Raw genomic sequence first — 13629 nt, forward strand, 5'->3', positions numbered from 1 at the left:
CAGGAGTCGTCGCAGTCGAGCGCGAGTGCGACGACTTCTGGACGGTCGGAGCAGAGTCAGCAGCGGCGCCCGCCCTACGCCGACAGGCGCGGCAGGACCTCCCGGGCGAAGAAGTCGAGGTGGTCGAGGTCCTGCAGGTCCATGAACTGCAGGTAGACGCGCTCGCAGCCGGCCTCGCGGAGGGACTCGAGGCGGTCGACCGCCTCGTCGACGCCGCCGGCCACTCCGTGCTCGCGCAGCTCGGCGGGCTCGCGGCCGATCGCCGCCGCACGACGCGTGAACTCCGCCTCGTCCCCTCCGCCGACCGCGATCAGCGCGACCGAGTGCACCAGCGACGAGGGCTCGCGCCCGATCGCCCGGCACGCCTCGTCGACGCGCTCGAAGGCCCCCGGGATCGCGTCGAACTCGGGGAAGGGCAGATTGAACTCGCTCGCGAACCGCGCCGCGAGCGCCGGGGTCCGCTTGGGGCCGCCGCCGCCGACGATCACCGGCAGCGGCAGGCGGGCGGGCTTGGGCAGGGCCGGGGAGTCGGTCAGCGTGTAGTGCTCGCCGGCGAAGGAGTAGCGCTCGCCGACCGGCGTCGACCACAGGCCGGTCACGATCTCGAGCTGCTCCTCGAGGAGGTCGAAGCGGCGCGGAGGGAAGGGGATGCCGTACGCGGCGTGCTCCTCCTCGAACCAGCCGGTGCCGAGGCCGAGCTCGGCACGGCCCCCGGACATCGCGTCGACCTGGGCGACCTGGATCGCGAGGATCCCCGGCGGCCGGTAGGTGACGGAGGAGACGAGGGTGCCGAGCGCGATCCGCTCGGTCTCGCGGGCGAGGCCGGCGAGCGTCGTCCACGCGTCGGACGGGCCCACGCCGGGATCGCCGTCCCCCATCCGGAGGTAGTGGTCGGAGCGGAAGAAGCCGTCGTAGCCGAGGCTCTCGGCGGCCTGCGCGACGGCGAGGAGGTCCTCGTAGCTCGCGCCCTGCTGGGGTTCGGTGAACACTCTGAACTGCACGGGTCCAGCCTCCCGCACCGGGGCCGGATCATGCCAGCCCGGCTCCCCCGGCCGGGGCCGCCGACGGGCCCCCGTGTACCGTGGACGGTTGCCGCCGACGAGAGGACCCCATGTCCGAGCACCCGTCCTCCCCGGACACCGCCCCCGCCACCGCGGGCACGACCGCCCCTCCGCACCGCCTCGCGCGGTGGGTCTTCTGGCCCGCCGCCGTCCTCACGCTGTCGATCGCGGCCTTCGCGATCCTCGCGCCCGACGCCGCGACCTCCGTGTTCTCGACACTGCAGACCACGGTCGTCAACACGTTCAGCTGGTACTACGTGCTGATCGCCGCGGTCTTCGTGGCCTTCGCGATCTGGATGGGCGTCAGCCGCTTCGGCGACATCAAGCTCGGCGCCGACGACGACGAGCCCGAGTTCTCGATGCTCGCCTGGATCTCGCTCCTCTTCGCCGCCGGCATGGGCATTGGCCTCGTCTTCTACGGCGTCGCGGAGCCGCTCACCCACTTCGCCACTCCGCGCCCGGGCGTCACCGGCACCGAGACGCAGCTCGCGCAGAGCGCGATCTCGCAGACCTACCTGCACTGGGGCGTCCACGCCTGGTCCATCTACGTGGTGGTCGGCCTCGCCCTCGCCTACGCGATCCACCGCCGCAAGCGGCCGGTGTCGATCCGCTGGGCGCTGGAGCCGCTGCTGGGCCGCCGGGTCCGCGGCGGCTGGGGCAACGCGATCGACGTGGTCGCCCTGGTCGGCACCATGTTCGGAGTCGCGACCTCGCTCGGCCTGGGCGTCACCCAGATCTCGGCGGGCCTGGAGGCGAGCGGCGTCGTGGAGTCGTCGCTCACCGTGCAGATCGTGGTCATCGCCGTGGTCACCGGCCTGACCGTGCTCTCGCTGATCTCGGGCGTCGGCAAGGGCATGAAGTGGCTCTCGACCGGCAACCTGCTGCTCGCCGCGGCGCTCCTCGTCTTCGTGCTCGTCGCCGGCCCGACCCAGTTCCTCCTGCGCGAGTTCGTGCAGTCGCTCGGCAACTACCTGCAGAACTTCATCGGCCTGACCTTCACGGTCAGCGCCTACGCCGGCCGCGAGGGCGAGCAGTGGCAGGCCTCGTGGACCACGTTCTACTGGGGCTGGTGGATGTCGTGGGCGCCGTTCGTCGGCATCTTCATCGCCCGCGTCTCCAAGGGCCGGACGGTCCGCGAGTTCGTCGGCGGCGTGCTGCTCGTGCCGACGATCATGACCTTCCTCTGGTTCAGCGTCCTCGGCGGCACCGCCATCTACCGCGAGCTCTACGGCGACGGCGGCCTCGTCGGCGCCGACGGCTCGGTCGACACCAACCTGGCGCTCTTCTCGATGCTGCAGGGACTGCCCGCGGGCTCGGTGCTGACGATCGGGGCGATCCTCCTCATCGGCGTCTTCTTCGTGACCTCCGCCGACTCCGGAGCGCTCGTGATGTCGATGATCGCGACCGGCGGCGAGCCGGAGCCGCGCAACCGCATCCGCGTGTTCTTCGCCGTCGCGACCGCGCTGCTCGCCCTGTCGCTCCTGATCGCCGGCGGCCTCGACGCCCTGCAGACCGCGGCGATCCTCTCGGCCCTGCCGTTCAGCGTCGTGATGATCCTGATGTGCGTCGCGACGGTGATCGCCTTCCGACGCGAGATCCGCGCGTACGACAAGGCCCGCCGCAAGGCGTTCGTCGGCGACATCGGCACGTTCTACGGCCTCGAGGTCGAGGATCCGGCGGAGCGCGAGCCCGCCCACCCGATCAAGCGCCTCGCGAGCCGCCTGAAGCCGGGGTCGAAGGAGTAATCGGCTCGGAGGAGAAGCCAGGACGGAGGAGCCGGGCGCCGCTGGGCGCCCGGCCGGCCGATCAGCTGGGCGACGGGATGAAGGGGTGCTCCGGCGGGTCCTGGTCGTCGCCGAGCCGGGCGTCGGCGCCCTGGTCGAGCGCCTCGTCGATCGACTCGGGGTCGTCGATCTCGGCCGGGTCCTCCGGCGGGACCGGCAGGGAGTCGCCGTCGGGGCGGGTGGTGTCGGTGACGTCCTCGGGGGCGTCGAAGCCGAAGCTGCTCATGGTTCCCTCTCCGCGGTGCGCCCGGGAGGCGGCGCCGCTGCGGGCAGCCTAGGTCGCGCCCCCGGAGGCGGTCACGGACTTGACGGGGCACCCGAGGGGCCCCGCGGGGTCGGCCTGCTCCGGAGGAGCCTCCGCCCCGGCAGCCGTCAGTGCACGTACTCGAGCAGGTCGGCTCCGAGGGTGCGCATGCCCTCCAGCACCGCGAGGCGGTAGTGCAGGGTCGTGTCGTCGAACTGGGTGGCGACCGCGTAGGCGACTCCGGCGCGCGGGCCGCGGAGGACTCCGGCCTCGGCGCGGACGCCGACGTCGGTGCCGGTCGCGTTGACGAGCAGGACGCCGTGGTCGGGGTGGCGGTGGGCGAGCGGGTCGAGCCCGAACGAGGCGGCGACCATCGAGAGGTCGGTGCCGAGCGAGAGCCAGCCGATCACCCGCGAGCTCACGGCGGCGTCGACGATCTCGCCGTTCGCGAGCGTGGCGAGCAGCCAGGTCAGCTCGCGCGCGGAGCCGATCGAGAGCTGCGGCGCGTCGTCGGGACCGCGCTCGTCGCGCACGACGTCGAGCAGGGCGGTACGGGAGAGGCCGAGCGCCTCGGCCCGCTCGCGCACGGCGTCGAGACCGACGCGGCGCAGCAGGACGTTGGTCGCGAGGTTGTCGCTGGAGGCCCCGACGAGGGCGGCGAGGTCGGCGATCGGCATCGACGGCACCTGGAGGTGCTGCCAGAGCCCGGAGCCCGAGACCGCGTCCGCCGCGGTCCGGTCGACCAGGCGCAGGTTCTCCTGCGGCTCGTTCGCCAGCCGGGCGGCGACCTCGATCAGCAGCACGACGGTGCCGAGGGAGGCGGTGGGCATCGAGACGGAGTCGTCGACCGCGAACAGGGTGCGGCCGTTCGCCAGGTCGACGGCGCGCGCCGAGACGACGACCCCGTCGATCGCGAGACGGCCGAGGGCGTCGAAGCCGCGCTGGAAGTTCTCGCGGTCGCCGCCGCCCTTGTGGCGCCCCCGGCGGTTGCGTCGGCTCTCACGGCGGGTCTCGCTGGTGGGGATCACCACGGGTACGGCCCCTCTACGGGTCGGGAGTGCGGTCGTGCGGAGGGGGGACCTGGGTCCTCACGCGCCGGCAGGACGCGCGATCGGCGGACGACCCCGCGGCATCGGTCGGCTCTCGATGCCCGGGGCTCCTCGTCCGTGGTGCGGAGGTGGTCGGCGGCGACTACCAGATGGTGACGCGCTCGCTCGGGGAGAGCCAGAGGGCGTCGCCTTCGGAGACGTCAAAAGTAGCGTAGAACTCGTCGATGTTCCGGACGATCTGGTTGCAGCGGAACTCGGCCGGAGCGTGCGGATCGATGGCGAGGAGGCGGATCGTCTCCTCGTCGCGGGACTTCTGCTGCCAGGCCTGCGCCCAGGAGAGGAAGAAGCGCTCGGCGCCGGTCAGGCCGTCCACGACGGGCGGCTCCTCGCCGTCCAGCGAGAGCAGGTACGCCTTCCAGGCGATGCCGAGACCGCCGAGGTCGCCGATGTTCTCGCCGATGGTCAGGGCGCCGTTCACGTGGTGCCCGGGCGTGGTCGCGGGAGCGAGCGCGTCGTACTGCGCGATGAGCGCCTTCGTCCGCTCCTCGAACGCGGCCCGGTCCTCCTCGGTCCACCAGTCGGTGAGGCGGCCGTCGCCGTCGAAGCGCGAGCCCTGGTCGTCGAAGCCGTGGCCGATCTCGTGACCGATGACGGCGCCGATCGCTCCGTAGTTCGCGGCGGGGTCGCGGGCCTCGTCGAAGAAGGGGAACTGCAGGATCGCGGCCGGGAAGACGATCTCGTTGAAGCCCGGGTTGTAGTACGCGTTGATCGTCTGCGGGGTCATGAACCACTCGTCGCGGTCGAGCGGGCGGCCGATCTTGCCGAGCTCGCGGGCGAACTCGAACTCGGCCACGCGGCGGGCGTTGCCGAGCAGGTCGGCCGGGTCGATCGAGAGGGCGGAGTAGTCGCGCCAGCGCACCGGGTAGCCGATCTTGGGCGTGAACTTCGCGAGCTTCTCGAGCGCGCGCTCGCGGGTGGCGGGGCTCATCCACTCCAGGTCGACGATGGAGCGGCGGTACGCCTCGATGAGGTTCGCGACCAGCACGTCCATCGCGGCCTTCGCCGTCTCGGGGAAGTGGCGGGCGACGTAGGTGCGGCCGACCGCCTCGCCGAGCGAGCCCTCGACGAGCGAGACGGCGCGCTTCCAGCGCTCCCGCTTCTGCGGGGTGCCGGTGAGGGTGCGGCCGTAGAAGTCGAAGTTGGCGTCGACGAAGCCGCTGGACAGGTAGGCCGCGGCTCCGCGGATCACCTGCCAGGACAGCCAGTCGCGCCAGGCCGGGAGCCGGTCCTCGGTGAGCAGGCCCGCGAGGCCCTGGAGGAAGCTCGGCTGGCGGACGACCACCTCGGCGAGCGCCCCCTCCGGAGCGCCCATCGCGGTGAGCCAGACGCCGAGGTCGACGCCCGCGGCGAGCTCCTCGACCTCGGACCAGGAGCGGAGGTTGTAGGTCGCCTGGCTGTCGCGGCTGCGGACCTTGTCCCAGTGCGCGGCGGCCAGGTCGGTCTCGAGGGCGATGATGCGCTCGGCGCGGGCCTCGGCGGCGTCGATGCCGGCCAGGGCCAGCATCCGCGCGACGAACGGCGTGTAGGCCTCGCGGACGGAGGCGAACTCCTCCTCGCGGTAGTAGCTCTCGTCCGGCAGGCCGAGGCCGCCCTGGTTGACGAAGACGAGGTAGCGCTCGGGGCTGCCCGGGTCGTTGTCGACGAAGAGGCCGAAGAGCCCGGGGACGCCGGTGCGCTCGAAGGCGCCGACCGCGCGGAGCAGGCCGGGGATCGAGTCGACCCGCTGCACGGCGGCGAGGTCGTCGGCGATCGGGGCGGCGCCGAGCTCCTCGGCCCGCTCCTCGTCCATGAAGGAGGCGTAGAGGTCGCCGAACAGGCGCTCCTCGGTGCCGTGCTGCGCGGTCTGCGCCTCGACGATGATGTCGCGCACGGCCTTCTCCGCCTCCTCCTGGAGGACGTGGAAGGAGCCGTAGCGCGCCTTGTCGGCGGGGATCTCGGTGCGGTCGATCCAGAGCCCGTTGACGTGCCGGTAGAGGTCGTCCTGCGGGCGCGTCGCGGGGTCGAGTTCGGAGCGGTCGATACCGGAGCGAGGCGTCGTCGAGGTCATGGCGGACAGCCTACGTCGGGGCGCCGACACGGTGGCGCGAGGTGCGGCGGGTCGAGCGCGGAGCCGCGGAGGGCGGGCGCGGAGCCGCGGGAGGGCCGGGCGCGCCACCGTCCGGCTCGCGGGGGCGGACTGCTCCTGCGAGCCGGACGGTGGCCGACGGGGACGCCGGAGCGTCAGCGCCCGAGCTGCTCCTCGACGTACGCGCGGATCGGCGTGGTCGGCCGCCCGATCAGGCGGGCGAGCGAGCCGTCGGTCCCGCCGAGGAGGCCGTCGGCGATGTTCGCGTCGAGGCCGACGACGAAGCCGACTCCGCCCTCGGGGACGCCGGCGCCGGTGAGGACGCGGGCGTGCTCGTCGGAGGAGACGTGACTGATCGCGGCGTCGCGTCCGGCGACCTCGGCGACGATCGCGGCCAGCTCGTCGAAGCTCCAGGCGGTGTCGCCGGAGAGCTCGTGCACGGTGCCGACCAGGGACGGGTCGGTCAGGGCGACCGCTGCGGCCTCGGCGTAGTCGGTGCGCGCGGCGCTGGCGACGCGGCCCTCGCCGGCGCTCGAGAGGGTGCTGCCGGTGGAGGCGAGCTCGGCGACGGTCTGCTCGTAGTTCTCGTTGTACCAGCCGTTGCGGAGGACGACGGCGGGGATGCCGCTGGCGGCGATCGCCTCCTCCGTGGCCTTGTGCTCGGGGGCGAGGATGAGCGCGCTCGTGGTCGCCTTCGGGGCGCTCGTGTAGACCAGGCGCGCGCCGGCGCGGACGGCGGCGTCGATCGCGGCGGTGTGCTGCGCGACGCGCCTGCCGACCTCGGAGCCCGAGACGAGGAGGACGGCCTCGGCGCCGGAGAAGGCGGCGTCGAGCGAGGCGGGGTCGTCGAAGTCCGCGACGGCGGTGCGGACGCCGAGGTCGGCGGCGAGCGCCTCGAGCTTCGCGGCGTCGCGGCCGGTGGCGACGATGTCGGAGGCGGCGGTGCCGCGGGCGAGCAGGTGCTCGACGGCGAGACGGCCGAGGTGGCCGGTGGCTCCGGTGACGACGAGGGTCATGAGGGGTCCTTCCTGACGGGTGGGGCGGGCGGGGTCCGCCGCCAGGAGGGTGCAACCGGCGCATCCTCCTCCTGCTTCCCGGAATGCAGTACCCACTATTTCGTTAGTACTGTCATCACCCCTGTCCCGAGGAGCACCCATGATGATCGCCGACTCCCCCCTGCTCGCCGGGGACGTCTACTCCGCCGACTGCCCGAGCCGCGAGGTCTTCGGCCACGTCACCAGCAAGTGGGGCGTCCTGGTGCTCGCGGCGCTCGCTCCGGGCACGCTGCGCTGGGGCGCTCTGCGGCGCCGGATCGGCGGGATCAGCGAGAAGATGCTCGCTCAGACGCTGCGGATCCTGGAGGAGGACGGCTTCGTGCACCGCGAGGCGCGGCCGGTCGTCCCGCCGCACGTCGAGTACCGGCTGACGCCGCTGGGAGCGGAGCTGGCGGATCGGCTGCTGCCGGTCGTCGAGTGGATCGCGGGGAACGTCGGGGCGGTCCTGGAGGCGCGCTCGGAGGGCCGCGGGGAGGGAAGGTGAGCCTCACCTTCTTGTGAGAACGTTCACAATCCGTTCAGGGAGGAGCCTCCACCCGGCGGCATCGGCGCCCCCTCCCCCTGCTTGCCTCGATCGCGTCTCCTGCTCGTGATCGAAGGACCTCCATGTCAGACACCGCCCGCCGCCCGCTCCTCCTCCCGATGGCCGGCCACGTGCGCGGCAAGCGCAGCCCCGTCACCTGCGCGCTGAAGTGCGCCAACGCCTGCTCCACCGCGACCTGCAACACGTCGCACAACAGCTACTTCCGCGACATCGCCTCGTCGCAGCTCTCCCGCCGCAGCGCCCTCGGCCTCGGCCTGGCCGGCGCGGTCACCGTCGCCGTCGCGTCCGCCGGAGGAGCACCCACCGCCGAGGCGGCCGTGGCGACCTCGGCCGACGGCTCGCCGCTCGCCTTCACTCCCATCGCTCCGGTGCCGTACACGGTCGACCGGTTCACCGTCCCCGAGGGCTTCGCCTGGCAGCCGATCATCCGCTGGGGCGACCCGCTCTTCGCCGACAGCCCCGCCTTCGACATCGCCGACCAGACGGAGGCCGCCCAGGCCGCGCAGTTCGGCTACAACAACGACTACACCGACATCGTCGAGATCCCGGGCTCGAAGCGCCTCCGCGCCCTGCTCGTCGTGAACCACGAGTACACGAACGAGAGCATCATGTTCCCGGCCGCGCAGCTCGAGGCGAAGCCGGAGCGCGTGCGCGCCGTCGGCCGCGCCGCCCACGGCCTCAGCGTCGTCGAGCTGGTCCGCACCGCGGTCGACCGCCCGTGGGCCTACGTCCGCGGGGGCGAGCGCAACCGCCGCTACCTGCTCGACACCCCCTACGAGGTGACCGGCGCCGCAGCCGGCACCGACCTGCTGAAGACGGTCGCCGACCCCGAGGGCCGCACCGTGCTCGGCACGCTCGGCAACTGCTCCGGGGGCACGACGCCGTGGGGCACGATCCTCTCGGGCGAGGAGAACTTCAACGGCTACTTCCGCGCCGTCGGCACGAGCGACGCCGAGAAGCGCTACGGCCTCGCCGACTCCGAGACCTCGCGCCTCTGGGAGCTCGACGACCCCCGCTTCGACGCCCGCACCCCGGGCTACGAGAACGAGCCGAACCGCTTCGGCTGGATCGTGGAGTTCGACCCCTTCGACCCCGACTCCACGCCGAAGAAGCACACGGCGCTCGGCCGGCTCAAGCACGAGGGCGCGAACGTCATCATCGCCCCGGACGGCCGCGTGGTCGCGTACCAGGGGGACGACGAGCGCTTCGACTACCTCTACAAGTTCGTCTCGACGAAGCGCTACATCGAGGGCGACCGCGCCCACAACAAGACCCTGTTGGAGGAGGGCGACCTCTACGTCGCCCTCTTCACCGGCGACTCCCCCGTGGCCGAGATCACCGGCACCGGGGCGGTCCCCTCGGACGGCGGCTTCGACGGCATCGGCGAGTGGCTGCCCCTGGTGCTGAACGGCGCCTCGACGATCGCCGGGATGAGCGTCGCCGAGGTGCTCGTCCACACCCGCCAGGCGGCGGACGCCGCGGGCGCGACCAAGATGGACCGCTGCGAGGACGTGCAGCCCAGCCTGGTCAGCGGCCGGATCTACGTGGCCTGCACCAACAACTCCGCCCGCGGCACCGAGGGCGCCAAGGAGGGCGCGACCGAGGTCAACCCGCGCACCGAGAACCGCGACGGCCACATCGTCGAGATCATCGAGGACGGCGGCGACCAGACCGGCCGCACCTTCACCTGGAACCTGCTGATGCTCTGCGGCGACCAGGCGCAGGGCGACGTCGTCTACTTCTCCGGCTTCCCGGCGGACCAGGTCTCGCCGATCTCGTGCCCGGACAACCTGGCCTTCGACTCGGTCGGGAACCTCTGGATCTCGACCGACGGCGCCCCGAGCGGCATCGGCTACAACGACGGGCTCTTCAAGGTCGCGCTCGAGGGCGCGACGCGCGGCAGGGTGGAGCAGTTCCTCTCGGTGCCCCGCGACGCCGAGACCTGCGGACCGATCGTCCACGACCTCGACCAGCACGTGTTCGTGGCGGTGCAGCACCCGGGCGAGGAGGGCACCTTCGAGGCGCCGACCTCGTTCTTCCCGGACTACGGATCCACGGCTGCGGGAGCGGTGGCGGCACCGCGTCCGACCATCGTGCAGATCCTGCCGGCGTCGCAGGTGGTGGCGCCGACTCCGACGCCGACCGCCGGGCCGACCACGGCACCGACGACCCCGCCGACCACCGCGCCCACGGCTGCTCCCACCACGGCACCGACCGCCGGGCCGACCGCGGCGCCCACCGTTGCTCCGTCCCCGGTGCCCACGACCGCGCCGACCGGCACGCCGACCCCGCTGCCCGTCAGCGGCTCGGGCGGCGGGCTGGCCTCGACCGGAGTCGAGAGCGTCGGCCTGATCGCGGGCGCCACCGCGCTCCTGGCCGCTGGCGCCACCGCGCTCGGCCTCGGAGCGCGCCGCCGCGCGGCCGCCGAGGGCGAGGACGACCCGCAGGCGTGAGGCCGGACAGGGCCCGGGACCGATCACAGGATCGGGGCCCGGGCCCTGTCGCGCTCGGGGACCCGCCGCTCAGGCCCCCGGGACCGGCGGGCCGGTGCGCCAGCGGAGGATCGCCGCGGCGTCGGCGTCGTGCGGCAGCGTCACCACGTCGGCCCCCTCCGGAGCGGTGCGGGAGTCGGTGACGAGCACGCGCGCGTCCGTGAGCACGGCGGCGCGGGCCAGCGCGAGGGCGGCGTCGACGGAGTCGATCACCTCGGCGCCCAGCGCCTCCTCCGGGGCCGACGCGACCCACGGCTCCGCCGCGAGCGCCAGCAGAGCGCGCTCGCGCAGCCGGCCGGGGTCGAGCACCAGCGTCTCGACCTGTGCTGAGGCCAGCGCGGTGACGATCGCGCCGAGCGAGTACTCGACGGTGCGGCGCGGCTCCCCGGTGCGCAGGGCGTCGAGCACGTCCTCCTTCTCGCGCAGCAGGATCCGGTCGAGCTGCTCGTCGACGAACCGCTCCAGCGCCCCCTCCTCGCTGCCGGCGGCCCGCGTGTTCACGGGCTCGACGGCCAGGATCGCGGCGCTGCTCGGCGAGAGCTGCTGCGCGAGCAGCTGTCGGGCGTGGATGTCCCCCGCCACGACCAGCAGGCACGGCCGGTGCACGCGCACGAGCTCGTCCACCGCGGCGGCGAGCTCGGCCTGCGTGCGCCGCCAGATCTCCTCCGCGTGGTGGTGGAACCGGTCGTGCCTCCAGCCGCCGGCCTGCGCCTTGTGGAGGGTGTCGGTGCGGCCCTGCACGGCCTGCTCGGCCTCGGGTCGCTGCGCGCCCAGGCGGTGCAGGCGGATCTCGCCGCCGTCCCGCGAGGTCTCGACGACGAGGACGCGCAGGTCGGGCCGGTGCTGCAGCAGCGGCACGATGTCGGGGAGCGGGCTGTAGGAGACGCCCTCGGGCGCGACCGGCCGACCCGGCAGCACCTCGTTCAGCACGACCCTCCCGTCCACGGCGACCGCGAAGAGGCAGCAGCCGCCCTGGGGGCGCCCGGCCCCCTCGAGCAGAGCGGTGAGGGCCTCGATGTCTGCCTGGGGGGCGCCCTGGCGGGCGAGCTCGTCTCCGAGGGACGTGGCGCGCTCGAGCGAGATGTCCGGCGGGTCCCCGGAGTCGATCGCGAGGTCGACGTAGAGCTGCGACACGGGCCGGGAGTCGCGGAGGAGCTCGGCCAGGGTCGGGAGAGCGGGGGTGGTGGTCACCATCGGGTCGTCCTTTCCTGTCGTGTCCCGACAGTGTCGGACGGCAGGAGCGGGAGGAGGGACGGGGTTGACTGCTCGCGCGCGCCTCAGAGCAGGCGGCGCGCGGAGGCCCAGGCGGTGAGCTCGTAGCGGGAGGAGAGCTGCAGCTTGCGGAGGACGGCGGAGACGTGGGACTCGACCGTCTTGACCGAGATGAAGAGCTCGGCGGCCGCCTCCTTGTAGGCGTAGCCGCGGGCGATCAGGCGCATCACCTCGCGCTCGCGGGCCGAGAGCCGGTCGAGCTCGTCCCCCGACTCCGCCTGCTCGCCCGCCAGCGCCCCGAAGGCGTCGAGCACGAAGCCGGCCAGGCGCGGCGAGAACACGGCGTCCCCGCCCGCCACCGCGAGCACGGCCCGGCTGACCTCGGCTCCGGAGCTGGCCTTGGTGATGTAGCCGCGGGCGCCGGCGCGGATCACGCCGACCACGTCCTCCGCGGCGTCCGAGACGCTCAGCGCCAGGAAGCGCGACGACGACCCGGCGCTGCGCCGCAGCACCTCGGCCCCGCCTCCGCCCGCACCGCCCGGCAGGTGCACGTCGAGCAGCACCACCTCGGGCGCGAGCGAGGCGACCAGGCCGACGGCGGAGTCGACGTCGGCCGCCTCCCCGACGACCTCGAGCTCGGGGGCGAGGTCGGCCCGCAGGCCGGAGCGGAAGATGGAGTGGTCGTCGACCAGCAGCACGCGGGTCACCGCTCGACCTCCGCGGGGAGCCGCAGATGCACCTCGGTGCCTGTGCCGCCGACTCCGGGGCGCACGGTCGCGCTGCCGCCCGCGCGCGCCATCCGGCCGATGATCGACTCGCGGATGCCGAGGCGGTCGCCGGGCACCTCGTCGAGGACGACGCCGGGGCCGCGGTCGCGCACGAACACGTCGACGCCCTGCACGGAGGACTCGAGGTACACCGAGACGTCGCCGCCCGCGTGCCGGGCCGCGTTGAGCACGGCCTCGCGGGTCGCGGCGAGGAGCGCGGCGGCGCCGGGGACGGACGCTCCGACGGCCACCACCTCGAGGTGCACGGGGTAGTCGAGCTCGACGGCGGCGGCGATCGCCCGGACCTCGGCGGCCAGGTCGTTGGCGACCGGGACGTCGCGCTCGAACAGCCAGTCGCGCAGCTCCCGCTCCTGGGCGCGGGCGATGCGGGCGACCTCGCTCGAGGCTCCGGCGCGGTTCTGGATGAGCGCGAGGGTCTGCAGCACGGAGTCGTGCAGGTGCGCGGCGATCTCTGCCCGCTGCTCCTCGCGCACGCGGGCGGCCCGCTCGCCCATCAGCTCGGACCAGAGGGTCACCACCCGGGGCGCGGCCAGCACGCCGGCGGCGATCAGCAGCACGCCCACGGCGAGCACCGCGTTGAGGGCGCTCGGGCGGCCGGTGAGCACGGCCGCTCCGGCGAGCACCAGCAGCGCGCAGGAGGCGAGGCGCACCGCGGAGCCGTACCGGGCGGGGCGGACGGCGTCGCCGCGGTCGAGCCCGAGGCTCCAGCCGACGGCTCCTCCCGCGAGCAGGCCGACGGCGACGAGCGCGCGCGTGATGTCGGCGTCGTCGCCGCTGTCGACGGTGATCAGCACGGCGAGCGCCGCGACGGCGGCGGCGAGGGTCAGCAGGCCGGCCACGGGAGCGGAGCGGCGGACGGCCGGATCCGCGTCGCGCGACTCGAGCGGCGCGAGGGGCACCAGGGCCCAGAGCCAGAGGTAGAGGAGCGCGCCGCCCCCGCCGAGCGCGGTCGTGAGGACGGCCAGGAGGCGGGTCCTCCGCACGCTCCAGCCGAGGTGGTCGGCGACCGCGGTGCACACTCCGCCGAGCAGCATCGTCCGCGGCCGCTGCAGCGGGGGGCGGACGGCGGTGCCGGGGACTGTGCTCACCCCTGAATCCAAACAGGTCGGCCGCACGATCGGGGGTGCTCTCGGGGTCGGATCAGGGGTTCCCCCGATGGTTCGGGCCGTGGAGCGCACGGGAGACTCGCAGCATGACAGGACAGAGCACGACCCCGCCGGGCTCCGCGGAGCCCGGCGGGGTCGTGCTCTGTCCTGTCATGCTGCGAGTCTCCCG

At 73.7% G+C, this 13629-nt stretch carries 11 protein-coding genes; 3 read left to right on the forward strand and 8 right to left on the reverse strand.

Translation table 11 applies throughout. The features are described 5' to 3' along the window. Window positions 1–74: 74 nt before the first annotated feature. Window positions 75–1001, reverse strand: coding sequence for an LLM class F420-dependent oxidoreductase (locus tag C5C29_RS08090; RefSeq protein WP_104234367.1), 927 nt, complete (start codon window positions 999–1001; stop codon window positions 75–77). A 110-nt stretch (window positions 1002–1111) separates the two neighbouring features. Between C5C29_RS08090 and C5C29_RS08095 the strand changes: the two genes are divergently transcribed. Next, a complete protein-coding gene (locus C5C29_RS08095) occupies window positions 1112–2806 on the forward strand; it encodes a BCCT family transporter (protein ID WP_104308225.1) in 1695 nt (564 codons plus the stop codon). A 61-nt stretch (window positions 2807–2867) separates the two neighbouring features. Here the strand turns inward: C5C29_RS08095 and C5C29_RS08100 are convergent, their stop codons facing one another. The 4 genes from C5C29_RS08100 to C5C29_RS08115 all read right to left on the reverse strand — a co-directional run bounded on the left by C5C29_RS08100 (window position 2868) and on the right by C5C29_RS08115 (window position 7279). Continuing rightward, window positions 2868–3071 (reverse strand): hypothetical protein, encoded by a 204-nt coding sequence (locus tag C5C29_RS08100; RefSeq protein WP_104222832.1) that lies wholly within the window; start codon window positions 3069–3071, stop codon window positions 2868–2870. A gap of 146 nt (window positions 3072–3217) precedes the next feature. Beyond that, complete coding sequence (locus C5C29_RS08105) at window positions 3218–4120, reverse strand: serine hydrolase (RefSeq protein WP_104308226.1); 903 nt, start codon at window positions 4118–4120, stop codon at window positions 3218–3220. 160 nt (window positions 4121–4280) lie between these two features. Further along, complete coding sequence (locus tag C5C29_RS08110) at window positions 4281–6245, reverse strand: M13 family metallopeptidase (protein WP_104308227.1); 1965 nt, start codon at window positions 6243–6245, stop codon at window positions 4281–4283. 173 nt (window positions 6246–6418) lie between these two features. Next, window positions 6419–7279 (reverse strand): NmrA family NAD(P)-binding protein, encoded by an 861-nt coding sequence (locus C5C29_RS08115; protein WP_104222835.1) that lies wholly within the window; start codon window positions 7277–7279, stop codon window positions 6419–6421. Window positions 7280–7418: 139 nt separating this feature from the next. Between C5C29_RS08115 and C5C29_RS08120 the strand changes: the two genes are divergently transcribed. Beyond that, window positions 7419–7802: a helix-turn-helix domain-containing protein gene (locus C5C29_RS08120; protein ID WP_104308228.1), complete on the forward strand. Its 384-nt coding sequence runs from the start codon at window positions 7419–7421 to the stop codon at window positions 7800–7802. Between the two features lie 122 nt (window positions 7803–7924). Next, entirely contained in the window at window positions 7925–10315 is a 2391-nt protein-coding gene (locus C5C29_RS08125; RefSeq protein ID WP_104308229.1) for a PhoX family phosphatase, read from the forward strand. A gap of 69 nt (window positions 10316–10384) precedes the next feature. On the opposite strand, the gene C5C29_RS08130 is transcribed toward C5C29_RS08125, so the two are convergent. The 3 genes from C5C29_RS08130 to C5C29_RS08140 form a co-directional block, all read right to left on the reverse strand. Beyond that, the gene (locus C5C29_RS08130; RefSeq protein WP_104308230.1) at window positions 10385–11548 is read right to left on the reverse strand and encodes a Vms1/Ankzf1 family peptidyl-tRNA hydrolase; all 1164 of its coding nucleotides are present in this window, start codon (window positions 11546–11548) and stop codon (window positions 10385–10387) included. An 83-nt stretch (window positions 11549–11631) separates the two neighbouring features. After that, the gene (locus C5C29_RS08135) at window positions 11632–12273 is read right to left on the reverse strand and encodes a response regulator transcription factor (RefSeq protein ID WP_104222839.1); all 642 of its coding nucleotides are present in this window, start codon (window positions 12271–12273) and stop codon (window positions 11632–11634) included. Beyond that, window positions 12270–13442 (reverse strand): sensor histidine kinase, encoded by a 1173-nt coding sequence (locus C5C29_RS08140; RefSeq protein WP_146083471.1) that lies wholly within the window; start codon window positions 13440–13442, stop codon window positions 12270–12272. Before C5C29_RS08140 ends, C5C29_RS08135 begins: the two co-directional genes overlap by 4 nt. Window positions 13443–13629: the final 187 nt, after the last annotated feature.

The organism is Rathayibacter sp. AY1H2 (genome assembly GCF_002931985.1).
Taxonomy (GTDB): domain Bacteria; phylum Actinomycetota; class Actinomycetes; order Actinomycetales; family Microbacteriaceae; genus Rathayibacter.

Excerpts from the sequence above, each read along its gene's own strand:
- C5C29_RS08120 (WP_104308228.1), top strand. The coding sequence starts at position 7,419 with ATGATGATCGCCGACTCCCCCCTGCTCGCCGGGGACGTCTACTCCGCC.
- C5C29_RS08095 (WP_104308225.1), top strand. The coding sequence starts at position 1,112 with ATGTCCGAGCACCCGTCCTCCCCGGACACCGCCCCCGCCACCGCGGGC.
- C5C29_RS08130 (WP_104308230.1), bottom strand. The coding sequence starts at position 11,548 with ATGGTGACCACCACCCCCGCTCTCCCGACCCTGGCCGAGCTCCTCCGC.
- C5C29_RS08100 (WP_104222832.1), bottom strand. The coding sequence starts at position 3,071 with ATGAGCAGCTTCGGCTTCGACGCCCCCGAGGACGTCACCGACACCACC.
- C5C29_RS08110 (WP_104308227.1), bottom strand. The coding sequence starts at position 6,245 with ATGACCTCGACGACGCCTCGCTCCGGTATCGACCGCTCCGAACTCGAC.
- C5C29_RS08115 (WP_104222835.1), bottom strand. The coding sequence starts at position 7,279 with ATGACCCTCGTCGTCACCGGAGCCACCGGCCACCTCGGCCGTCTCGCC.
- C5C29_RS08125 (WP_104308229.1), top strand. The coding sequence starts at position 7,925 with ATGTCAGACACCGCCCGCCGCCCGCTCCTCCTCCCGATGGCCGGCCAC.